General features: G+C 62.7%; 19 protein-coding genes. 9 read left to right on the top strand and 10 right to left on the bottom strand.

Features of this window, described 5'->3' with window-relative positions; all coding sequences use genetic code 11:
- Positions 1–4: 4 nt before the first annotated feature.
- Both KP004_RS18185 and KP004_RS18180 read left to right on the top strand, forming a co-directional pair.
- Positions 5–850 (top strand): energy-coupling factor ABC transporter ATP-binding protein, encoded by an 846-nt coding sequence (locus tag KP004_RS18185; protein ID WP_216799822.1) that lies wholly within the window; start codon positions 5–7, stop codon positions 848–850.
- 271 nt (positions 851–1,121) lie between these two features.
- Positions 1,122–1,259, top strand: coding sequence for a hypothetical protein (locus KP004_RS18180; protein ID WP_216799821.1), 138 nt, complete (start codon positions 1,122–1,124; stop codon positions 1,257–1,259).
- A gap of 116 nt (positions 1,260–1,375) precedes the next feature.
- On the opposite strand, the gene KP004_RS18175 is transcribed toward KP004_RS18180, so the two are convergent.
- Positions 1,376–2,821 carry a transglutaminase-like domain-containing protein gene (locus KP004_RS18175; RefSeq protein WP_216799820.1) on the bottom strand — a complete coding sequence of 482 codons (1,446 nt, stop codon included), beginning with the start codon at positions 2,819–2,821 and terminating at the stop codon, positions 1,376–1,378.
- A gap of 373 nt (positions 2,822–3,194) precedes the next feature.
- On the opposite strand from KP004_RS18175, the gene KP004_RS18170 reads away from it, so the two are divergent.
- Positions 3,195–5,477, top strand: coding sequence for a sigma 54-interacting transcriptional regulator (locus KP004_RS18170; protein ID WP_216799819.1), 2,283 nt, complete (start codon positions 3,195–3,197; stop codon positions 5,475–5,477).
- 246 nt (positions 5,478–5,723) lie between these two features.
- Positions 5,724–5,903 (top strand): ribbon-helix-helix protein, CopG family, encoded by a 180-nt coding sequence (locus KP004_RS18165; protein ID WP_199390220.1) that lies wholly within the window; start codon positions 5,724–5,726, stop codon positions 5,901–5,903.
- A 101-nt stretch (positions 5,904–6,004) separates the two neighbouring features.
- On the opposite strand, the gene cysS is transcribed toward KP004_RS18165, so the two are convergent.
- The 6 genes from cysS to KP004_RS18135 all read right to left on the bottom strand — a co-directional run bounded on the left by cysS (position 6,005) and on the right by KP004_RS18135 (position 13,356).
- The gene (gene cysS / locus KP004_RS18160; RefSeq protein WP_216799818.1) at positions 6,005–7,447 is read right to left on the bottom strand and encodes a cysteine--tRNA ligase; all 1,443 of its coding nucleotides are present in this window, start codon (positions 7,445–7,447) and stop codon (positions 6,005–6,007) included.
- A gap of 257 nt (positions 7,448–7,704) precedes the next feature.
- A complete protein-coding gene (locus tag KP004_RS18155) occupies positions 7,705–9,393 on the bottom strand; it encodes a glutamine--tRNA ligase/YqeY domain fusion protein (protein ID WP_216799817.1) in 1,689 nt (562 codons plus the stop codon).
- A 181-nt stretch (positions 9,394–9,574) separates the two neighbouring features.
- Complete coding sequence (gene ispF / locus KP004_RS18150) at positions 9,575–10,051, bottom strand: 2-C-methyl-D-erythritol 2,4-cyclodiphosphate synthase (protein WP_216802696.1); 477 nt, start codon at positions 10,049–10,051, stop codon at positions 9,575–9,577.
- A 4-nt stretch (positions 10,052–10,055) separates the two neighbouring features.
- On the bottom strand, positions 10,056–10,715 hold the full coding sequence (gene ispD, locus KP004_RS18145) for a 2-C-methyl-D-erythritol 4-phosphate cytidylyltransferase (RefSeq protein ID WP_239027061.1): 660 nt from the start codon (positions 10,713–10,715) through the stop codon (positions 10,056–10,058).
- Between the two features lie 130 nt (positions 10,716–10,845).
- A complete protein-coding gene (gene selA / locus KP004_RS18140; RefSeq protein ID WP_216802693.1) occupies positions 10,846–12,219 on the bottom strand; it encodes an L-seryl-tRNA(Sec) selenium transferase in 1,374 nt (457 codons plus the stop codon).
- A gap of 444 nt (positions 12,220–12,663) precedes the next feature.
- Positions 12,664–13,356 carry a GntR family transcriptional regulator gene (locus KP004_RS18135; RefSeq protein ID WP_216799815.1) on the bottom strand — a complete coding sequence of 231 codons (693 nt, stop codon included), beginning with the start codon at positions 13,354–13,356 and terminating at the stop codon, positions 12,664–12,666.
- Between the two features lie 145 nt (positions 13,357–13,501).
- Between KP004_RS18135 and KP004_RS18130 the strand changes: the two genes are divergently transcribed.
- Positions 13,502–14,554: a potassium channel family protein gene (locus tag KP004_RS18130; protein ID WP_216799814.1), complete on the top strand. Its 1,053-nt coding sequence runs from the start codon at positions 13,502–13,504 to the stop codon at positions 14,552–14,554.
- The gene (locus tag KP004_RS18125) at positions 14,547–15,317 is read left to right on the top strand and encodes a sugar phosphate isomerase/epimerase family protein (RefSeq protein WP_216799813.1); all 771 of its coding nucleotides are present in this window, start codon (positions 14,547–14,549) and stop codon (positions 15,315–15,317) included. The genes KP004_RS18130 and KP004_RS18125 overlap by 8 nt, the downstream gene beginning before the upstream one ends.
- Here the strand turns inward: KP004_RS18125 and KP004_RS18120 are convergent.
- Genes KP004_RS18120 through KP004_RS18110 form a run of 3 tightly spaced genes read right to left on the bottom strand, consistent with a single transcriptional unit; the run spans position 15,314 to position 16,452 of the window.
- Positions 15,314–15,790: a DUF2127 domain-containing protein gene (locus tag KP004_RS18120; protein WP_216799812.1), complete on the bottom strand. Its 477-nt coding sequence runs from the start codon at positions 15,788–15,790 to the stop codon at positions 15,314–15,316. The two genes, KP004_RS18125 and KP004_RS18120, sit on opposite strands and share 4 nt — an antisense overlap.
- A gap of 14 nt (positions 15,791–15,804) precedes the next feature.
- On the bottom strand, positions 15,805–16,110 hold the full coding sequence (locus tag KP004_RS18115; RefSeq protein WP_216799811.1) for a putative quinol monooxygenase: 306 nt from the start codon (positions 16,108–16,110) through the stop codon (positions 15,805–15,807).
- Positions 16,111–16,122: 12 nt separating this feature from the next.
- Positions 16,123–16,452, bottom strand: coding sequence for a DMT family protein (locus KP004_RS18110; protein ID WP_199390212.1), 330 nt, complete (start codon positions 16,450–16,452; stop codon positions 16,123–16,125).
- 441 nt (positions 16,453–16,893) lie between these two features.
- Here KP004_RS18110 and KP004_RS18105 point away from each other — a divergent pair, with 441 nt between their 5' ends.
- The 3 genes from KP004_RS18105 (at position 16,894) to KP004_RS18095 (ending at position 22,799) form a co-directional block, all read left to right on the top strand.
- Positions 16,894–18,339 (top strand): glyceraldehyde-3-phosphate dehydrogenase, encoded by a 1,446-nt coding sequence (locus tag KP004_RS18105; RefSeq protein WP_216799810.1) that lies wholly within the window; start codon positions 16,894–16,896, stop codon positions 18,337–18,339.
- Positions 18,340–18,553: 214 nt separating this feature from the next.
- The gene (locus tag KP004_RS18100) at positions 18,554–22,057 is read left to right on the top strand and encodes a DUF748 domain-containing protein (protein WP_239026857.1); all 3,504 of its coding nucleotides are present in this window, start codon (positions 18,554–18,556) and stop codon (positions 22,055–22,057) included.
- Between the two features lie 67 nt (positions 22,058–22,124).
- Positions 22,125–22,799: a DUF1318 domain-containing protein gene (locus tag KP004_RS18095; RefSeq protein WP_216799808.1), complete on the top strand. Its 675-nt coding sequence runs from the start codon at positions 22,125–22,127 to the stop codon at positions 22,797–22,799.
- Positions 22,800–23,151: the final 352 nt, after the last annotated feature.

Here is a 23,151-nt window from a genome sequence, read left to right as displayed (position 1 = left end):
CCGCGTGGATCAAACCAGAATCTCCGTCAACCTCGAAAGCTATAAATACCCCGACGGCACCGTTGCCCTCTCCGACCTGCGCCTCAACATCGCCCGGGGCGAGTTTGCCGGCATCCTCGGCTCCAACGGCTCGGGAAAGACGACGCTGCTCAAGATCATGGACGGCCTGATCAAGGGGTATCGCGGCGAGGTGCTCCTTGACGGCGACAACGTGCTGCGTCTGCACCCGCGTGACATCTACCGCAAGGTCGGTCTCGTGTTCCAGAACCCCGACGACCAACTCTTCGCCAGCAACGTCTTCGAGGATGCCGCTTTCGGTCCGCGCAACATGGGATGCGCCGAAGCCGAGGTGAAAAGCCGAGTCGAAGCCGCCCTGGCCAGCGTGGACATGTCGGAGTTCGCCGTGAAAGGGATTCACAACCTGAGCTACGGCCAGAAGAAGCGGGTCTGCATCGCGGGACTTCTCGCCATGGGGCACGAGATCCTGCTTTTGGACGAGCCGACCGCCGGGCTGGACCCGATGGGCGAGTACCGGATGATGGAGCTCTTGACCCGCCTGAACCGGGACCAGGGGGTGACCATCGTCATGGCGACCCACAGCGTCGACCTGGTCCCCATATTCCTGCACCAGCTCCATATCCTGAGCAAAGGCAAGCTGGTCCGCGGCGGCGCCCCCGAAGACGTCTTCACCGCCCCTGAGGAGTTGGCCAACGTCAAGCTGCGCCTCCCCCACATCGCCGAGCTGATCTACCAGCTAAAGCACGAGGAAGGGCTCCCCTTCACCCGTCTCCCCTTGACCATCGGCGAAGCCCGCCGCGAGATGGTAGAGGCGATGTCCCGAAAAAGATGATTTTTGCACCACGCTCCCTCCCAGGGCGGCCCCACCGGGCCGCCCTTTTCCGTGTCACGCTGCTGCGGCGACGTTAGCTAATGAGACAGGCCGGCGTCCCACTTTCGCACACGTTCGGTTGGACGACTGCCCCCTCTATGCCGTAACTCCACGTTATCCCACAAATCCGCACGCTAGGGCAGATGCGGCATGCATCGTGCTCATTAGAAGATGCGCCCGCAGTCGAGGAGTATCTCCTCCGTGGCGAATCTAAGTATTTATGGAGTGACAGATGGGTGGTTTCTTTATTGCGGTTGGGGTGGTGTACGTAGTGGCAATCCTGGTGCAGATCGCCTGCTACCGGAGCAGCTTGAAGAAGGGTACGAGAGAGCACGTAGTCGGTGCGGTGGCGGCGCAGGCCTGCCATTAGACGGCAAGAAGGAGGGGACAGGCTCCGGTAGGTGCCTGTCCCCTTTCTGCTTGGGAAGGTGGCTGAGCTGAAAGGTGCGTTCCGCTAAAGGGACAGGCACCTGACAGAGCCAGTCCCTACCGCTTCTCGAGCACCTTGGCCCGCGCCCTGCCGATCATGCCGGCGATGCTCCCCAATTCATCCAGCGAGTCTCCCTCGATCAGCTTGATGTGGGTGACGTCGGCCGGGACCTGGTTGAAGGTCGGGTCGACCGAAACCCATTTCCCCTCCAGGTAACTTTCGGCCCAGCTGTGGTACAGGAACCCGTCGCCTTGATACACAAGGCCGGAGACGAAGCGGGTCGGGATGCCGGCGGCCCGCGCCAGGGAGGCGTAAAGCCGCGCGTGGCTTTGACAGTTGCCGCGCCCTTTTTGCAGTGTTTCCAACGGCGACTGGGAATCGATGACGTCGGCTTTGATTTGCGTGGCGACCCACGCCGTCAGTCGGGCCACTTTTTGGGCCGGGGCCACCTTCTCGTCTCCCACGATCGCCATCATGCGGGCGACAATCTCCGGGTTGTCGCTGGGCGTGCGCTCTCCGGGTTGCAGGTCCGCCTGGGTGGGGAGTTCTTCCGCGGCAGGGGCCGGGTTGGGCAGGACGAAGATGACGCTGCCGTCTGGCTGGCGCTCCGCACGTTGCCACGCCCCCTGCAGCAGGCGCTGCTGGGCCGGTATCCCGGTGATCTGCACTACCAGTTTTTGCAGCCGCTCGGGATGCTCCAGTGGAGGGGTGATCCGGATCAGGCTGAAGTCGTACACGAGGTCCTTCCTGTCCATGGCCGCTTCCGCCAGTTCCGCCCGCGCCGCCGCCTCGTCGCGGGCCAGCGTGAGCACCAGCCCGTCCCGCACCGATTCCTTCAGGACGTTCCCCGAGAAATCGACCCATATGTCGTTGTCGACCATGGTGTAGAGGTCGTTCTTGAGGTGGACCACCTGCTTTCCGTCCAGCGTTTCCGGGCCGACCACCTCGACCTTCGCCTGCTTCACCTTAACCGCTTCCGGATCGAGGTACTGGATCTTGTATGTCTTCCCCGGCACAGCGCCCTGCATGAGCGGGTAGAGATTCAGTGCGTGCGGAGGGTAGACGGCTCCCTTGACCTTCAGGGTCCGCTCCTTGTTCCCGTTCGCCGAATGCGTCCGTACCGTGATCCCCTTTGCGGTGACGTCCCCGCTGATCTCCACCGGGCTGCCGTCGATGCGGTTTTCGACCTGGAACGAGCGCAGGGTGAGGTCGGGCGCCACCTGGTACGACTCGGTCGAGCTGGCTTCCCGGGAGAAGCCCATGACCTTCATTTTGACACTGCCGCGCGAGGAGATCTGGTAGCCGCCGGCAGTGCGGGTCACCGTGGTCTGGCCGAAACCGACCTGATCGTCCCCCATGATGATGCTGAACCAGCGCTCACCCTCGGGCGGAGCGGCCAGCTTGGGAAGAGGGGCGGCCGCCAGGAGTTGCAGCGGCAAGAGGACCAGGGCCAGTATCGCCATGAGCCGTAGTGAGAAATGAAAGCGTGCCGTGGTTGTCATACCATCCTCCTTGGCTGAGTTCGCGGTAACTTATACCACACGACGTGCGCCGGGTGCAATGTGCCAACCCGCTCTTTTTCTTATGAAACGCGCTCCGGACGGGGCTCATGAGGCGCTGCCTTGACAGAGTCCTTTGATTAATTGCAGTTAAGCTGTTGCAGTCTTTTGAGCGTCTCAGTATAATGGGAGACATAGATAAGAGTTGCGGAGGATCGTAGGATCCTCCTTCCCCTAGCCGACTTGCCCTCCTAGTCGCTAGGGTTTTTTTTTGTACCTACCACATTGAAAGTGTGCCAACTGTTGCACACTTTTCGCGATTCCTATACAATCCCACCTGACCTGCAATTTCATCCGGCTGTGCCAGCGAGGACCGATGTATCCTATTGTAACCATTACCGACCAATGCCGAAAATGCTACTCATGCGTGCGCAGCTGCCCGGTGAAGGCGATCAAGGTGGAGAAGAGCTACACCGAGATCATCTTCGAGCGCTGCATCGGCTGCGGCAACTGCCTGAGCAACTGCCCGCAGCACGCCAAGGTCATCGCCGACAACGTGGTGGTGACCGAGGCGCTGCTTACCTCCGGTGACCCCGTCGTCGCCGTCCTGGGCTGCTCCTTCCCCGCTTTCTTCCACAACTGCTCTCCCGGCCAGCTTTCCGCCGGGCTGCGTCAGCTCGGTTTTGCCGAGGTGCATGAGGGGGCCCGCGGCGTGGAGCTGATCGCAGGCGAGTACAGAAACGCCATCGATAAAGCCCAGTTGCCGCTCATCTCTTCCCATTGCCCCGCCGTGGTCGATCTCGTGGAGCGGCACTACCCGCAGCTGATCGAGAACCTGGTCGGCGTGGTCACCCACATGGTCGCCATGGGGCGCTACCTCAAGCACGTGCTGGGCGAGCAGGTGAAAGTGATCTACATCAGCTCCTGCATCGCCGGGAAGTTCGAGGTGCAGGCGGAGCAGACCAAGGGCGCGGTGGACGTTCTGCTCACCTACCGTGAACTGGAGTCGATCTTCAGGGAGCGCGGCATCGACCTTTCCGCGTTGCAGGAGGAGCCGTTCGATGGCAGGGCGCCGCACATGGGGCGGGTCTTCTCGCTGTCCCAGGGCTCCTTCCAGGCGTTCGGCATCAATCCCGACCCGCTCGATACCGACATCGTCACCGCCGAAGGCGAAGTGAACGTAATGGGGATCATCAAGGACCTCGCCGCCGGGCGCATCAGCCCGAAGCTGGTCGACCTCCGGTTCTGCTACGACGGCTGCATCGGCGGTCCGGGGCGCAACAAGGAACTGACCGAGTTTTCACGGCGCAACATGGTGATCAACCACTTCAGGGGCGAGACCCCGTACCGCGTGGCGCCGCACTACCAGAAGGAGTGGGACATCAACCTGTCGCGCACCTTCTCGGACAAGTACGCCAAGCTCCCCACCCCGAAGGGTGGCGACGTGAAAAAGATCCTCCAGGCAACCAACAAGTTCACCCAGAAAGACGAGCTCAACTGCCGCACCTGCGGTTACCGTACCTGCCGCGAGTACGCGGTAGCGGTGTTCCAGGGGCTGGCGGACCTCGAGATGTGCCTGCCGCACAACCTGCAGCAGCTGGAGGAGGAGCGCGGGCGCCTGATCCAGAAGTACGAACTGGCCAAGAGGGAGTTGGACCGCGAGTACGGCGACGAGTTCATCGTGGGGAGCGACGGCAACACGCTGGAAGCGCTGGACCAGATCAAGCAGGTAGGTCCGACGCCGACCACGGTGCTGATCCGCGGCGAGTCCGGTACCGGTAAGGAACTGGCGGCGCGCGCCATCCACCGTTACAGCAAGAGAAACGACAAACCGCTGGTAACGGTCAACTGCACCACCATCACGGATTCGCTGCTGGAGAGCGAACTGTTCGGCCACAAGAAAGGCTCCTTCACCGGCGCCATCACCGAAAAGAAGGGCCTCTTCGAGGCGGCCGACGGCGGCACCATCTTCCTGGACGAGATCGGCGACATCACCCCCAAGCTTCAGGCGGAGCTGTTGCGCGTGCTCGACCTGGGCGAGGTCCGGCCGGTCGGCGGCACCGTGGCGCGCCGCGTCGACGTCCGCCTCATCGCGGCCACCAACAAGTCGCTGGAGGACGGGGTGCGCGACGGCTGGTTCCGCGAGGACCTCTACTACCGCTTGAACGTCTTCTCCATCACCATGCCGCCGCTTAGGGAACGGGTGGAGTCGATCCCGCAGCTCGCGCACTACTTCCTAGAGAAGGCGCGCAACAAGCTGAACAAGCACATCGTGGGGATCGAGGAGCGCGCCATCAACGCCATGGTCAAGTATCCCTGGCCGGGCAACATCAGGGAAATGCAGAACGTCATCGAGCGCGCCGCCGTCCTCACCCACGATGACATCATCAAGCTGGGCAACCTGCCGCTGGCCTTCGCCGAAAGCTACGCCGACGAGGGGGAGGATGTCATCGACCTGCGCTCGTTTAAAAAGGAGCGCGAGCCGCACGTACTGCGGGTCGAGAAGAAGCTGATCCAGCGTTACCTGGCCGACGCTGGAGGCAATGTGTCAAAAGCGGCACAACTTGCCAACATCCCCAGAAGGACCTTTTATCGTCTTTTGGCCAAGCATGGGTTGAAAGGGCGCACAATCCGCGCTCGGGAGGAAGAAGATGAGTGATTTGCCACACGGGCAGTAACGCCGGCGTGGCCAAAATGATACAAATGGGCACAATTACGCACCGTGTGCCAAAAGTGGCGCACTTTGTATACACGGTTGGATTATAAGTTTTTAACGCAAAATTAAGGGTATACGTGAAAACAGTGGGTTACGCAGCAGGGCTGCTCTTTTTTGAGGTTGGCACGCATATAGCAATATTGTAGACATCGTGTCACCAATCTTGAGCAGTACAAGGAGAAGAAGCAAATGGGCAGAATGAGAGAGAACCCGAGGTACAATGTCATTTCCATGAGGATCAGCGACGCAGAGCGTGAGACCCTCGAAGCAATCATGGACTCCACCAAGAAAAGCGTTTCCGACATCATGAGGGAAGCGATGGAACTCGTGAAGGCACGCAGCGCCGAGATGAACCAGAAGGCGGCCTAGGCCGCCTTGCATCACCCCGCCGAAACATAAAAAACGGCCGCGTTAAGCGGCCTTTTTTTATTCCTGCAGTTCCCGGTTTCCCGGGACACCTTCCTGTTACATTATTTCACTTTCCAGGTAGTCCCCTGCGCGCTGTCCAGGAGCACGATGTTCTTCTCCAGGAGCAGGTCCCTGATCTCGTCGCTGCGTTTGAAGTTCTTGGCCTTGCGGGCCTCGGCGCGTTCGGCGATGAGCGCCTCGATCTCCTCGACCGGGATCTCCATCTCCGAAGTCTTGCGGTCCTTCATGCGCTGCAGGTACTCGGCGGGCACGGAATCGCATACCCCGAGGGTCGCGGCGATGTTGGCAATCTCCTGCTTCACCCGCGCGAGCAGCTCCAGCGGGGAGACCGGCAGGGCGCGGTTGATGCTGCGCACCAGGTCGAAGACGTGCCCAAGCGCCATGGCGGTGTTGAAGTCGTCGTCCATCGCCTCGCTGAAGCGGGTCGCGATGCTGCGGCACTTCTCGTCAAGCTCCGCGCTCTCCTCGGTCGGGGCGTGGTCGGTCCCGGCAGCCAGACGCTCGTCGATGCCGACCAGTGCCTTGTAGATCCTCTCAAGCCCGAGCTCGCTTTCCTTCAGGTTCTGATCGGAGAAGTCGATCGGCGAGCGGTAGTGTGCGGAGAGCAGGAAGAAGCGGAGCACCTCGGCGTCGTAACGCTCCAGCACTTCCTTGATGGTGAAGAAGTTCCCCAGCGACTTGGACATCTTCTCGGAGTTGATGTTCACAAAGCCGTTGTGAAGCCAGTACTTGACGAAGGGTTTGCCGGACGCGGCCTCGGACTGGGCAATCTCGTTCTCATGGTGCGGGAAGATGAGGTCCTTGCCGCCGCCGTGGATGTCGAAGGTATCCCCCAGGAACTTGGAGCTCATCGCCGAGCACTCGATGTGCCAGCCCGGCCGCCCCTGGCCCCACGGGGATTCCCAATACGGCTCGCCCGGCTTGGCGCCTTTCCAGAGCGCGAAGTCCATCGGGTGCTCTTTCTTCTCGTCCACCTCGATGCGGGCGCCGGCCTGCATGTCTTCGAGGTTTCGCTTGGAGAGCTTCAGGTACCCTTCAAAGCGGTCCACGCGGAAGAAGACGTCCGAACCGGAGGCGTAGGCGTATCCCTTCTCGATCAGCCGCTCAACCAGCGCGATGATCTCGGGGATGTGCTCGGTTGCCTTGGGCTGGAAGGTGGGGAGCTGCAGCATGAGCCGCGCCATGTCCTTGTCGAACTCATGGATGAAGCGCTCGGAGATCTCATTGTAGGGGACGCCGTCGCGGTTGGCGCGGTTGATGATCTTGTCGTCGATGTCGGTGTAGTTGCGGACGTAAGTGACATCGAGCCCCTTGGCCTGCAGGTAACGATAGATCATGTCGAAGACGACGTTGGCGCGGGCGTGCCCGATGTGGCAGTGGTCGTAAACCGTTACGCCGCAGACATACATGCCGACCTTGCCCGGGTTGATCGGTACGAATTCTTCCTTGCTGCCGGTAAGGGTGTTGTAGACGCGTAAAGCCATGTCAGATCCTCTTTCTAAAAGGTTATAAAAGTCCCCCTTTGCGAAGGGGGATTTAGGGGGATTTGGTTTTGAGCGGGGAGAGGCAAATCCCCCCTGTCCCCCCTTCGCAAAGGGGGGGACGCCGGTTCGCGTGCATCACTTGGTATCCGCCAGGTGCCTGTCCCGTTAGGGCTTGGGGAAGTCGGCTGGGCAGAATGGAGCGTTCCGCTAGAGGGACAGGCACCTGCCGGAGCCAGTTCCTTCTGCCACACCCTTACCTACCTCTTGCCGTCGTTCCAGGAGTCGCGCAGGGTGGCGGTGCGGTTGAAGACCAGCGCGCCGGGACGGGAATCCTTCATGTCGGGGCAGAAGTAGCCCAGGCGCTCGAACTGGAAACGGTCCTCCTGGGTTGCCGTTGCCAGCGACGGCTCCAGCTTGCAGTCGGTGAGCTCCTCGATGGAATTCGGGTTGATGGAGGTACGGTAGTCCGGCTCGTTCTTGCCGCCCGGGTTGGGCGTGCTGAAGAGGCGGTCGTAGAGGCGTACCTCGGCGTTGACGGCATGCTCGGCGCTGACCCAGTGGATGGTCCCCTTGATCTTGCGCCCGTCCGGGGCGCTGCCGCCGCGGGAGCCGGGATCGTAGCTGCAGCGCACCTCGACCACCTCGCCGTTCTCGTCCTTCACCACCGACTCGCACTTCACGATGTAGGCGTAACGCAGGCGCACTTCCTTGCCCGGCGCCATGCGGAAGAACCCTTTGGCCGGCTCCTCCTGGAAATCGTCACGCTCGATGTAGACGGTCTTGCTGAAGGGGACCATGCGGCTCCCCATGTCCGGATTGTTGGGGTGGTTGGCTGCCTCGAACTCCTCGGTCTGACCTTCCGGGTACCCCTCGATGACCACCTTGAGGGGGCGCAGCACCGCCATGGCGCGCGGGGCACGCAGGTTCAGGTCCTCGCGCACCGCGTCTTCGAGGATGCTCATGTCGATCAGGCTGTCGCTCTTGCCTACGCCGATGGTCTCGCAGAAGGCACGGATGGACTCGGGGGTGAAGCCGCGGCGCCTGATCCCGACCAGGGTCGGCATGCGCGGATCGTCCCAGCCGTCCACGAGCTTTTCCTGGACCAGTTCGAGGAGCTTACGCTTGCTCATCACCGTGTAGTTAAGGTTCAGGCGCGCGAACTCGATCTGACGCGGATGACTGGGGACCGGGAGTTGGTCCAGCACCCAGTCGTAGAGCGGGCGGTGATCCTCGAACTCCAGGGTGCAGATGGAGTGGGTGATCCCTTCGATCGCGTCGGAGATGCAGTGCGCGTAGTCGTACATCGGGTAGATGCACCAGGCATCGCCGGTACGGTGGTGGTTGACCTTCTTGATACGGTAGATGACCGGGTCGCGCAGGTTGATGTTGGGCGAGGCCATGTCGATCTTCAGGCGCAGCACCTGGCTGCCGTCCTCGAACTCGCCGGCGCGCATGCGGGCGAAGAGGTCGACGTTCTCGGCGACGCTGCGGTTACGGTACGGGCTCTCCTTGCCCGGCTCGCTCAGCGTGCCGCGCATGGCGCGGATCTCGTCGGCGGAACTGCTGTCCACGTAGGCCAGCCCCTTCTCGATCAGGAGCACGGCGTAGTTGTAGAACTTCTCGAAGTAGTCCGAGGCGTAGTACATGTGCTGGCCCCACTCGAAGCCGAGCCACTTCACGTTCTCCTTGATGGAGTCCTCGTACTCGATGTCTTCCTTGGTGGGGTTGGTGTCGTCGAAGCGCAGGTGGCAGCGGCCGCCGAAGTCGCGGGCCAGGCCGAAGTTGAGGCAGATCGACTTGGCGTGCCCGATGTGCAGGTAGCCGTTGGGCTCGGGCGGGAAACGGGTGACGATGGTGTGGTGCTTGCCGCTTTTCAGGTCGTCGGTGACGATGTTACGGATGAAGTTGGCCGCCTTTTCGACGACCGGGGTTTCTTCTGTAGTCATATCAAGTGTCCTGTCCGCCGCCGGCGGCGTGCCGACGTTGCGTAGAGTTTTATTGTTCGTGCTCCGCACATTCTCCTCCCCCTGGAGGGGGGAGGTCGGGAGGGGGGCTTGCCTGCCTGCTTCCCCCTCCCCGGCCCTCCCCCTCCGGGGGAGGGAGAGGGCCGGGGAGGGGTGATACCGTTTATTCCTTCTTTGCCAACAGCGCGACCGAATAGGCGGCGATCCCCTCGCCCCTGCCGGCGAACCCGAGTTCCTCGGTGGTGGTCGCCTTGACGTTGACGCGGTCCTCTTCGGTCCCCAGCGTCTCGGCGATGTTCTCCCTCATCTGCTGGATGAAGGGGGCGAGCTTGGGGCGCTGCGCCACGATGGTGGCGTCGACATTGCCGATCATGTACCCCTTGCGCTCGGCCAGATCCATCACGTGGCGCAGGAGCTTGCGGCTGTCCGCCCCCTTGAAGGCGGGGTCGGTATCGGGGAAGTGCTTGCCGATGTCCCCCTCGCCGATGGCGCCCAGGATGGCGTCCGAGATGGCGTGCAGGAGCACATCCGCGTCGGAATGCCCGAGGAGCCCCTTCGCGTACGGGACGTCCACCCCTCCCAGGATCAGTTTGCGCCCCTCCACAAGTCGGTGTACGTCGTAGCCGTGTCCGATGCGCATCATGTCAGTTCCTCTCCTTCAAAAACGCCTCGGCGAGGATCATGTCCTCGGGCGTGGTGATCTTTATGTTGCGATAATCGCCCAGTACCACCCGGACCGGCTGCCCCTGCCACTCCATCAGCGAGGCATCGTCGGTCCCGAGAAAGCCTTCAGCGGCGGCCTCGTCGTGGGCGGCACGGATCAGGCTGTAGCGGAACCCCTGCGGTGTCTGGGCGAGCCAGAGGGTTTCGCGGGGCGGGGTGGCGGCGACGATACCTTCACTTACCACCTTCACCGTGTCCTTCACGGGAACGGCGACCACGCAGGCGCCGGCCTCGCGGGCTGCAGCGACGGCATCCTCCAGCATCCGCACGGAAACGAAGGGGCGCACCCCGTCGTGGATCAGCACCACGTCATCGGCCTGGATGCCGTCGATGGCGCGCAGGCCGTTGTACACCGAGTGCTGCCGCTCGCTGCCGCCGGGAATGATGCCCCGGACCTTGGTGAAGCCGTAGCGCTCTACCACCTCGCTGCGGCAAAACGGGATCTCCTGTTCCGGCGAAACCAGATAGATCGCATCGATGCAGTCGGCTTCCTGGAAGGTCTGCACGGTGCGGGCGAGGATCGGCATGCCGTCCAGCATGAGGTACTGCTTGTTGGAGCCTGCTCCCATCCTCTTGCCCATGCCGGCGGCAGGGATGAGTGCGAACGTTCTGGCCAAAGTCACCTCTGAATGGCGGCGTCCCCGAAGGGGAAATCGCCGAATTATACAGTTTGGCTGTGAAAAAACCAGTTAAATATGACCAAAGTACGGCCTATGCCGCGAGGGCGCCCAGGGCGGCGGCCAGGTCATCGAGATCGGCATCCTGCAGGGTCCTCGGGTCGAGCAGGAAGGCATTCTTGTTGATGCGACCGATCACCGGGATCTCCATGCCGCGCAGCCTCGCTTCGATGTCGTTCGGGGTGAGCCCCGCGACGGCGACCTCGATCAGCATGGTGGGGAGGTTCAACAGCGGCAGCGTCCCCCCGCCGGCCTGCGAGAATCCCTCGCTGAGTTTGAAGCTGACGGCGTCCGGGGTCCGGCGGCGCAACCGGCCGGCGATCTTCCGCGCCCGCGCGGTCAGTTCCGGGAGAGTGGCGGTCAGCATGCGCAGGGTCGGCACTTCCTTGAGCGCCACCATCTCGTCGCGGTACAGGGCGAGGGTCGCCTCCAGGCTCGCCAGGGTCAACTTGTCCATCCTGAGCGCGCGCAAAAGCTGATGCTTCTTCATCGCCTCGATGAACGGCTTCTTCCCTACGATGATCCCGGCCTGCGGTCCGCCCAGGAGCTTGTCGCCGCTGAAGGTGATCACGTCGACCCCGGCGCGGACGAAGTCCTGGACCGTCGGCTCGGGGCAGGGGAGCCGGTTGGAGAGGTCGACCAGGTTGCCGCTGCCCATGTCGGCGAGCACCGGAACGCCCGCCTGTTTCCCCAGCTCTACCATCTCCTCGGCGGTGACCTCCTTGGTGAAGCCGAGCACGGCGAAGTTGCTGCAGTGCACCTTGAGGAAGACGGCGGTGTCGTCGTTGACCGCGCCGAGATAATCCTTGGGATGGGTCCGGTTGGTGGTGCCGACTTCCTTCAGGGTCACGCCGGAGAGCTTCATGACCTCGGGAATACGGAAGGAGCCGCCGATCTCAACCAGTTCCCCGCGCGACACCACCGCCTCGCGTCCCGCCGCCATGGCGCTCAGGGTGAGCAGCACCGCGGCGGCGTTGTTGTTCACCACGATGGCGGCCTCGGCGCCGGTCAGTTCGCACAAAAGCGCCTCGACGTGGCTGTAGCGGCTGCCGCGTACCCCCTCGTCGAGGTTGAATTCGAGGTTGGAATAGGAGAAGGCGATGGTGTTCAGCGCATCGCGCGCCGCCTCGGGGAGGATGGAACGGCCGAGGTTGGTGTGGATCACGATGCCGGAGCCGTTGATCACCCGCTTCAGGCTGGGCTGGGTCAGCAGTCGCAGCTCGCGCGCCACCTCGGCGCAGACCGCCGCTTCCCCGAACGCCTCGTCGGCGAGGCCGCCTGCGCGGGCTCCGCTGCGCAGCCGATCCAGTACCACGCGTACCGCTTTGAGGACCAGCTCCCTCGGCTGAGCTGCCAAAAGGCTCCGTACCGCCTCCCATTCGAGCACGCGGTCAACTTTCGGGATCATTTTCAGCTGCTGCACGGTGCCTCCTTCTCATTGAAATGGCAAAGGGCTAATTTAGCGCAAAGTGAGCCATGAGGCAAAGAAAAACCACAGGTTGGGGGATGGGGAGAGGGCGCGTGCAGAAGGGACAGGCTCCGACTGGTGCCTGTCCCTCTGGCGGAACGCTCCATTCCGCTTAGCCCCGCCTTACAACCCCAAGGGGACAGGCCCCTGGCGGACAAGCGACTAAGGAGACAGGCACCTGGCGGAGCCAGTCCCCTCCCGGTGGTGGAGCTTGAATAAGTCATGGGTGAGCGGGTAGCGCTGGTTGGCAGGAGCAATAGAAAGGGAAGGGGGCGGACGGAAAACAGGGGACGGCGTGGCAATGCCGGGCAGATGCGCCGGCACCGCAAGTCTTAGAAAAGACAGGCCCCGCGCCTGTGGTTCAAACGGGGACCTTCTTGATTTTTAGAGATCGAGCCCTTTGCTGGTCCAGGCTTCTTCGGCTGCGGTGTCTTCCTCGATGAGGACTTTGCCGCCGTACTCGGCATTTTTCTGCACCAACATCTCTGCCATGACCGGGTCGCGCTTGCGGAAGGCTTCGATGATTTTCTCGTGCTCTTCCACCGAGAGCTGCATCCGCCCCGGCTTCATCAGCGAGGCCATGCGCAGGCGCTGGAATTTCTTCAAGAGCTGGGCGATCATGTCGTGCAGCTTATCGTTGCCGGCTCCCTTGATGAAGAGGTCGTGAAAGCTGTTGTGCACCTTGAAGAAGTGGCGCACGTCCCCTTCCTCGGCGATCTCGCGCAGTTTCTCGTTGATCGCTTCCAGCTTGTTGATTTCCCTGGTGCTGAGCAGGCTGCACGCCTTGCGGGCGGCGTAACCTTCGAGAATGCTCTTGATGGCGTAGAACTCTTCGACGTCTTTTGCGGAGAAGCTGGCGACCAGCGCTCCCTTGCGCGGTATGACGGAGAGGTACCCTTCGGATTCCAACTGGCGGAACGCTTCCCGGATCGGGGTGCGGCTGATGCCGAAGCGGGCTGCGAGTTCGGGCTCAGCTACCTTTTCTCCCGGCTTGAGGGCGCCCGACATGATGGCGTCGCGGATCGTCTCAAGTATCCGTTCTCTAAGGGTAAGGTGCTTCTCAACGTTCTTCTTCATGCGGCCCCCTTCAATGATCGCCGTATTGTATACAGTATCCAAAGATTGTCAAGAACTTCCCTCTTCAAAATTGTGGCGTTGCACATGAAAAAGCTTGAAATCTACCGGCACGCTCTGTATGTTGCGACGCTGAGGGAGTTTAGCTATGGACCCGGTACGCCATTTCAAGATTTCTATATGTGTGCTGCTGCTCCTGCTGACGGTGGGGACCTGCGGTTACATGACGCTGGAGGGGTGGAGTCTGCTCGACGCCCTCTATATGACGGTGATCACCCTGGGCACCGTCGGCTTCCGCGAGGTCCACGACCTGAGCCACGTCGGTAAGGTCTTCACCATGATGCTGATCTTCTTCGGTGTCGGCGTCATCGGTTACATCGTCGGCAGTCTGGCCCAGATCATGTTCGAGGGGCAGTTCCAGCGCATCATCGGGAGGAAAAAGGTGGAAAAGGCGATAGCCGCCCTGGACGGGCACTACATCATCTGCGGTTTCGGGCGCATCGGCTCGCTGATCTGCAAGGAGTTCTCAGCCAAGCCGCTTCCCTTCGTGGTGGTGGAAAAGGACGTCGAGATGATCGCCCAGATGGAGCAGGACGGTCACGGCTACCTGTTCCTGCCGGGTGACGCCACCGTGGACGACGTGCTCCTGCGGGCGGGGATCAAGAGGGCCAAGGGGCTCATCTCGGTGGTCACCTCCGACACCGAGAACGTCTACATCACGCTGACGGCGCGGGGGCTCAACCCCGACCTCTTCATCCTGGCGCGCGCCGGTGAAGAGGGAAGCGAGCTGAAGCTGAAGCGCGCCGGCGCCAACAAGGTCGTTTCGCCGTACCTGATCGGCGGCTCCAGGATGGCGCAGGCGATCCTGCGCCCCACCGTGGTCGACTTCATCGAGATCGCGACCGGACGCGAGCACATGGAACTGCAGATGGAGGAGATACTGATCCCCGCGCATTCCGGTTTCATCGGGGAGACGCTGGCCAGCTCCGGCTTCCGCAAGGAAACCGGCGTCATCATCGTGGGGGTCAAGAAGCAGACCGGTAAGATGGTTTTCAACCCGGAGTCCCACACCAAGATCGAGGCGCACGACACGCTGATCGTGCTGGGTGAACCGGCGGCGATCCAGAAGCTGGACCAGCTGGTCCGCTGCGACAGCTGCGCCGAGGACCTGATCAAAAAGCACAGGAAAAAAGATGAGTAAAAAAGTCTTCGTACACGTCCCTTACAGCCAGATCGCGGAGCATCTCCCGTTCATCCTGGAGCGCAAGCTGAACCCCGAGATCTACCTCTCCGCCGACGCGCTCGATGCCGCGACGCCGGCGCAGCTCGCCGAGACGGCGCGTGCGCTCAAGGGGGAGGGGCTTTCCTGCACCATCCACGCACCCTTCATGGACCTCAACCCCGGTTCGCTGGAGCGGATGCTGCGGGACGCCACCATGCACCGCTTCCGGCAGGTGCTCGACGCCGCCGAACTGCTCCGCCCCGAGGTGATGGTGTTTCACCCCGGGTTCGACCGCTGGCGCTACGGTGAGGCGCAGGGGCAGTGGCTCGAATTGAGCGTCGCCGCGTGGCGGGAGGTCCTGCCGCGGACCAGGGAGATCGGCACGGTGGTCGCGGTGGAGAACATCTTCGAGGAGGAACCTTCGACCCTGAAGGCGCTGTTCGAGGCGGTGCAGGAGCCCTCGTTCGGGCACTGCTTCGACGTGGGTCACTGGAACCTGTTCAAGCGGGTGGGGATGGAAGAGTGGTTCGAGGCGCTGGGGGGGTGGATCAGGGAGGTGCACATCCACGACAACAGCGGCACCAGGGACGACCACGCACCCCCGGGAGACGGCGCCATCGACTTCAAGCTGTTCTTCGAACTGATGGATAAGTATGCGCCGGACGCCGCGTTCACCATCGAGTCGCACAGCAGGCCGCACCTTGAGAATTCATTGCAGGTGTTGGCCCCTTATCTGGGCTAGCGGCGCGACTTCCTGGAGCGCTTGAGGGCGGAGGCGAGGTAACCGACCACCCCCACGTTCACCAGGAAGACGGCGACGCGGGCCCAGTCCGGCTTGCGGAAGATCTCGAAGAGCTCGACGGGGAGGTAGATCGCTCCGGAGAGGAAGCCGAACCACTCCGCCCATCTCTTCTCGTGCCACAGCCCGTACGCTTCGACGAGCCGGACCGCGGCGTACGCCAGCGCGGAAAGCGCCAGCATCCAAAGCTGCACATCGGTGACGCGGTTGGCGGCGTCAATAAAAATGCTCGGATAATGGCGCGCCGGGTTCATGTGCAGGACCAGCACCAGCCGCACCGCGATGTCGTGCAGGTTCCTGTGCACCAGCGTCAGCACCCCGCACCCCGCCAGCAGGACCACCGCCCCCTTGAAGGCCTCGAAGACCGCCACCACGCGCAGTCCGCGCCCCTTCGCACTTCTCGCCTTTGCCGGCATCCCCGCCTCCCGCTCTAGACCGGTTGCAGCACCTTGAGCGACACCTCGGTCACCAGGTCCTTCACCTGCTCCTTGTACTCGAGCATGTGCGGCGAGGCGAGGTGTTCGTGCAGCGCGTCGACGCTCTGCCACTTCTCCGCGATGGTTACCACCAGGTCGTCCCGGAGTTGTACCGGGAGCGCTGCGTCCACGTCGACGCAGGGGAAGTATTCGATGCACCCCGGTTCCGCCTTCACCTTGGGGATGTTGTCGTTGAAGATTTCCAGGAACGCGTCCCGCGCCCCCTCACGAACCCTGATTGATGCGATTACACAGATCATTGCAGCCCTCCGTTATCCGCGAAAGATGAAAAAGACGGCACCCGCCATGCAGATGCCCGCCCACAGGTAGTCCAGTTTGAGCGGCTGTCCCATGTAGAACACAGCGAACGGGACGAAGACCGAAAGGGTGATCACTTCCTGCATGATCTTTAATTGTCCCAGGCTAAAGGTCCCGAACCCGGCGCGGTTCGCGGGCACCTGGAGCATGTACTCGAACAGGGCGATGCCCCAGCTCGCCAGGATGGCCACGTACACCGGCGCGCTGCGCAGGTCCTTCAGGTGTGCGTACCATGCAAAGGTCATGAAAACGTTGGAAAGGATCAGTAGTACGATGGTTCTCATAGTCTATCCAGGTAAAGATTTGGCCGCCTTGGCACGAGCCGGCGCTCCCGCCGCGGTTGGAAGTGCAGGCCGGCGGCGCGCCACCAACCGCGGCGGCGACTGGCAAGGATAGCACGAAGAGTGCGCCGGGCGCAAAGGTTGTGGCGGCATAAAATGCGGACGGTGAATCTGTGACAGATATATTTACTCGAAATAATTAACAAAAACATTACTTGTTTATCTCCCTGAAGTTTCAATTGTTTACATCACAAAAATACTGTAGTATGCAGGCGTTTTGGCCGCTCTTGCTGCTGTCGTTCTGTCAACCGCGAAATGATTCGGTGTACTTAGGCGTTGCCTTGGTGTGCAGTTGACAGTGGCGCGTCGGCCGTTATGTACGCTGAGTTTTGCGTCGGAGCGCTTCGAAGTGTCCGGCGTTATTTTCTGCGAAGGGACGGAACTATGAAGATTGAGAAACAGGAAGCTTATTTGAAGGAATGGCAGGGCCATGAGGAGCTTGCCGAGCGCATGCTCCCGATCATCGGTCATCTTTACCGCGACAACAACATCGTCACCACGGTGTACGGCCGTTCGCTGGTAAACAGCCCGACCATCGAGATCCTCAAGGCGCATCGTTTCGCTCGTCTGATCCTCGACGGCGAGCTGACCGTCCAGGAGACGTTCCCGGTCCTGGAAGCCCTCGCCAAGCTGGACCTGGCGCCGGCGCGCATCGACCTCGGCAGGCTTGCGGTCCGCTACCAGGCCGTGCAGGACAAGGTCTCCATCGACGACTTCGTCGCCAGCGAGCTCGCCTCGGTCAACACCGGCCGCACCTCGCTGCTGGACGAGCCGCAGGACATCGTGCTCTACGGTTTCGGCCGCATCGGCCGCCTGCTTGCCCGCATCCTGGTCGAGAAGTCCGGCAGCGGCGAGAAGCTCCGCCTTCGCGCCGCCGTTGTCCGCAAGGCCGGCCCGGATGACCTGGTGAAGAGGGCGAGCCTCTTGCGCCGCGACTCCGTGCACGGTCCATTCAACGGCATCATCACCATCGACGAGGAAGAGAACGCGATCATCGCCAACGGCAACATGATCCGCATCATCTACTCCGATGCCCCCGAGAACGTCGATTACACCCAGTACGGCATCAACAACGCCATCGTCATCGACAACACCGGCAAGTGGCGTGACCGCGAAGGTCTCGGCCGTCACCTGAAGGCGCCCGGCGTCTCCCAGGTGCTGCTCACCGCACCGGGCAAGGGGGACATCCCCAATGTCGTCGCCGGGATCAACAACGAGCTGATCGTGCCGCAGGAAACCATCTTCTCCGCCGCGAGCTGCACCACCAACGCCATCGTGCCGGTGCTGAAGGTGGTGAGCGACAAGTTCGGCATCGTCAGCGGCCACGTGGAGACCTGCCACTCCTACACCAACGACCAGAACCTGATCGACAACTACCACAAGGCCGATCGCCGCGGGCGGAGCGCCCCGCTGAACATGGTCATCACCGAGACCGGCGCGGCCAAGGCCGTGGCCAAGGTGCTTCCGGAGCTGACCGGCAAGCTGACCGGCAACGCGATCCGCGTGCCGACCCCGAACGTCTCGCTGGCCATCCTGAACCTGCAGCTCAACACGGAGACCGATGTCGCGACGCTGAACAGCTACCTGCGCGCCATCTCGCTCGACTCGCCGCTGCAGAACCAGATCGACTACACCAACTCCCCGGACGTCGTCTCCAGCGACTTCGTCGGTTCGCGCCACGCCGGCGTGGTCGACTCCCTGGCCACCATCGTGCAGGGGAACCGCTGCGTGCTCTACGTCTGGTACGACAACGAGTTCGGCTACAGCTGCCAGGTCGTGCGCATGGTCCAGCAGATGGCCGGTCTGGAACTTCCCGCGCTGCCGGCCTGATTCCGGTTCGGCACGGAAGTACTACCCACATGAAAAGGGGCACCCACGCCGGGTGCCCCTTTTTTGTTCCAGCGGCAGGCCTGTTCCTCGTGACGGAGCCGACTGAAGCCGCCCTTGCCCAGCGCGGCGAAGCAGGGTAAAGTTCACGCTGCACGAAAGGGGACACATGAGAGAGCTCGGCGGCAGAAACTTAATCCCGGAAGGACCGGTGAGGATGCTGGCATTTGTTGCCGCCGGCCTGCTCGGGGTGTGCCTGCTCGTCTTCGTGCTGCTGCAGATCTACCTCGCCACGCCGCTCCCCGCCCGCCAGCTTGCCGGTTACGTCACCTCGTCGCTCCAGCAGGAATTCACCGTGCAGGACGTCTCGCTTTCGGGCACGACGCTCGTGCTGCGCAAGGTCAGGCTGCACAACCCGAAAGGGTTCGCCGGTCCCGACCTGGTCGCGGCGGACAGGGTGGCCGTAAAGCCGCAGTGGCTTGGCCTGCTGCGTGGGAAGCGACGTTTCGACCTCATCTCCATCGACGGCGGCAGCATCAACCTCGTGAAAAACGCCGCCGGCACCTGGAACTTCACCGACCTCCAGCGCCGGCTCGCCGCCAGGAAGCCCGCCAGGCCCGCCCCGGAGACGGTGATCGGCAAGCTCCTGGTGCAAAAGGGTGCGTTCACGGTGCAGGGGGAGGGGGTGCGCGGCGTCGACGTGAAGCTCTACAACCTGACTACGGGTGGATCGCGCAACGCCCAGGTGGAGCTTGCCTTCCAGGATGCGGCGAACAACCGCTACCAACTGCAGGGGACTGCGAGGCCGGGCGCGCAGGCCGCGGTGGATCTCACCCTGAGCGCACCGATCCTGTCGCTGCAGAGGGTGGCCACCCTGCTGAAACTGAAGAACCCGCAAGCGCTGGCAAAGGCGCGCGGTTCGCTCACGGTGAACGCGGTGCTGGCCAAGGGGGAGCTGCGCAGTTCCGGCTCCTTCCGGTTCAGCGATGTGCTGTTGCCGGCAGCCGAGGGGAGCTACCCGATCGCGGGGACGCTGCAGTTCAACGGCTCCTACAGCATCGCCGAGGATAGGGTCGACCTGAACGACGCCACCCTCGATATCGCCAAAGTCGCGCAACTGCACGCCGAAGGCAGCCTGACCGGGGTCAGGAAAGAGCGTCGCTTCGCCCTGCTCTTCGGGGTGGACCAGGTCGACCTCGCCCTGCTGAACGTACTGCTGACCGACGAGGCCCGGCGCGGGCTGCTGCTCGAGGGGGATTTGCGCTGCGAGTCGCTGCGGCTGGAGGGGGCCGGGGGAGGCCTGGACAGCGCCGCCGGAATCCTGCTGCTCCGGGACGGGTCGCTGGCGCGGAAGGGGGAACTGCTGGCGGCCGGGATCTCCGGGAAGGCGGCCCTTGCCAGGAAGGGGGAAGGCGTTGCCGTTGTCGGGACACTTTCCGCCGCGCAGGGCACGGGCAGGGCAGTGGTCGACGCGCTCCGTCTTCCCTTCGATGTCACTCTTTCGTCGCGTTTGCGGCCGGTGCGTGCCCAAAGCAGCGGGTTCAGTGCCCGGGTCTACGGCGTCGCGGTCGAGGGTGACCTCACCTACGATCTGCAACGGCCAGAGCCGCTGTCGACTACGCTGAGGCTCCCGCAGGCAAAGCTCGTCTCCCTGAACCCGCTGCTGCAACGCCACGATCTGCAGGCGGCCTCCGGCACGGCAACGGCGACCGTGGTCGTGACCGGGAAGAACGCGCAGGATCTGAAACTCTCGGGCCGGATCGCGCTCGCCGACGTTGCGGGGAAGCGTGGCAAGGAACCTGTTGCCGTCAAGGAGGGGGTGGCCACGGTCGAGTTGCGGCAGCAGGGAGCCCACCGCCAGGCCTCCGGCGAGTGCCGCCTGGCCGGGGTGACCCTCGGCTCCCAGACCGGGGATGCACGCTTCAGCTACCGGGTCGAGGACGAGAAGGTCAGCCTGGAAGGGGTGCAGGCACGGCTGGGGGGGGTAAGGCTCGTCGCCACCCGGATCGCCGGCCGGTTGCCGCCTCCGGGACATCAAGGGGGACGGGTTCCTCTGGTGGCGGAGCTCGAAGGGGGGACGTTGCGCCAGGGCGACCTGGAGCTTTCGGGTTTGTCGGGGCAGGCCCAGGGGACTCTGGTCACGGCAGGAACGGAAAAATGGCTGGAGGGGAAGGGGACGATTTCTTCCCGTGCCATCACCATGAAGGGGAATGCCGCGGGATCTGCGCTGGTGCAGGCGAGCTTCACCAGGGAAGGCGGCCGCGCCGAGCTGGAAGGCAGGTTTCTGGGGGGGAAGTTGACGGCGGAGGCCGCTTTCCGTCCCTTTGTTCCCGGGACGGGGGGCACGTTCAAGGCTGCGCTGCAGGATGGGGCCGCAGCCCAGGCAGCGTCCTTTCTGCCCAAAACGGCGGCGGTGCGCCCGACGGCGGGCCGGTTGGACGCGCGGGTTTCCGGCTCCTATTCGGGGAAAGGGGGGCTGGATTGCCGTTTCGATACCAAGGGGCGCAGCCTCGCCCTCTCCAAAAACGGCAGGAGTGCTCTCTCCGGGGCCTCCCTGTTCCTCTCCGGAACCTATGCGGCGGGGACGCTTTCCATCGGCGAAGGGCTGTTTTCGCCGGGCAAGGGTGTCGCGCTGCGGGCGCGGGGGGAGGTGGCTGCAGCCTTGTCACCCAAGCGTCGCGGCACCATCAACTTTACGCTCCCCGACACCCCCGCCGATGCCCTGGTCGACGCGACCGTGAACCTGCTGCCGACATCGCTGCAGGAGGCGACGCTCAAAGGGGTGTTCTCCGCCAACGCGAAGCTGGAGTTTCGGGACGGGCGGCAACTCCTGGACGGCGGGATCGATGTGCACGGCGGGAGCATCGAGTCGGCGCCCCAGAAGCTTGCAGTGACCGGCATCGACGGCAGGATCCCCGTCTCGCTGGATCTCTCCGGCAAAAGCGCGCCGCAGCCCAAGGACACGCGGGAATTCAGCAGGGGCAACTATCCGCGCCTGCTGGGCCAACTGCGCGCGCTTCCGGCGGCTGGTGAGCAGCTGACGGTGGCCAGGACCGTTTTCGGCACCCTGGAGCTGGGGAAGCTCACCCTCCAACTGCGCGCCTCGCAGGGGCTCATGGAGATCGCACCGTTGCGCACCACCCTTTACGACGGCACCATGCTCGGAACCGGGTACCTCGCGGTGAAGGAGAAGCTCACCTACCGTGCCGACCTGCTGGTCAACGGGCTGAGCCTGAAACAGCTTTGCCGCAGCATCCCCAGCGTCCAGGGGTACATCTCGGGGCGGGTGGACGGCGTGATCAGCTTCAGGGGCGTCGGAGGCGGCGTCGCGGGCATGACCGGTTTCGTCGACCTCTGGGCACGCGAGGGGGGAGGGGAGAAGATGCTGGTCAGCAAGGAGTTCCTGCAGCGCCTGGCCAAGCAGAAGCTGAGTGGATTTTTCCTAGGACGCGACCGGGACTATGACGAGGCGGAGATCAAGGCCACCCTGCAGGAGGGGGACTTGACCTTCAACACCCTGAAGATCGTCAACACCAACTTCTTCGGGGTGAAGGACCTGAACGTGAACATCGCCCCGACCCAAAACCGCATCGCCCTGGACCATCTGCTGGAGTCGGTCAAGGAGGCCGCCGTACGTGGCAAGCCCGCGACCGGTATACCGTCCGAGGAGAAGGCACCGGCGAAACCGGAAGTGGTGCCGGAGTTCAAGTGGGAAGAGTGATGCTGCTGTGTTATATTCGTGAAGTGCCATTTAAGGAGCAGATAAAAGAATCCGACGGGGGTATCCCATGAAAACGAAACTGATCAAGTTGCTGTTGGCCCTTACCTGTTGCTCCCTTGCCGCCTGCGCGGTGATCACGGTCAACGTCTACTTCCCCGAGAAGGCTGCCAAGGAGGCCTACAAGTCGCTGGACGACATGCTACTGAAGAGCGGCGAGAAACCGTCCAGCCCCGCGCCTCCCCCGGGCCTTCCCCCGGCCGCGCCCCAGGACAAACCTCAGAGTCGGCTTTTTGACAGCCTGCCGCAGTTCTCCCTGGTGGCTGAGGCCTATGCCGCAGATACCGATGCCGACGCGGACGCCCTAGCCATCGAGCTGTCCAGCATGCCCGAGGTACTGAAGGCCTACGACGAGATGAGCAAGCGGCTTCCGAGGCTGAACGCGCTTTTCACCAGCGGTGCGGTCGGGCTGTCCAAGCAGGGGTTGGTGGTGGTCCCTCCCTCCGTCAAAGCGAAGCTCGGGGCGCAGGATGAAGCGCTGGTGGCCGCGGAAAACCAGAGCCGGAAGGTCGTGGTCCTCAGCATGGCGAAGGCGATACTCAAGCTGCAGAAGCAGAAGGAGAGCAAGGAGGCGCTGAACCAGGTCATGGGTAAGGCGGCGACCACCTACGCAGAAACCAAGCGTGAAGCGGCCCAGCCGGGGTGGTGGATGCAGTTGCAAAACGACCGGTGGGTGCAGAAGTAGCCGGAACAAACAGCTGAAGGGAAAGGCCACGGCGCAGACTACCGTGGCCTTTTTTTTGGTGCCGAGCACGGCTCCCACTCGGAACGATGACACCTTCTCATTGGTTTTTTTGACACCTGTGCAAAAGTTGAACTGGTGCTCAAGGTCTGAAAGTCATCGTAATTGCATTGTTTTTCCGTCTGAGGGCGCGGTGTCGTCCCGGCTCATGTTCAACTGCTGGATACGCGGTTCATTGTGCGTAGGCGGCGACCCCTCATTAAATATCAGGTAAAACGGTCACTTGCAAAATTTTCGACAAGAGCCCGTTTTTGGCACCGCTCTTGTAATAAAGAAAGACAAAGCGGCACAGCAG

The sequence above is a fragment of the Geomonas oryzisoli genome, from assembly GCF_018986915.1.
Taxonomy (GTDB): domain Bacteria; phylum Desulfobacterota; class Desulfuromonadia; order Geobacterales; family Geobacteraceae; genus Geomonas; species Geomonas oryzisoli.
Note: the sequence above shows the minus strand (reverse complement) of the source record. Positions and strands in the feature narration are given on the sequence as shown.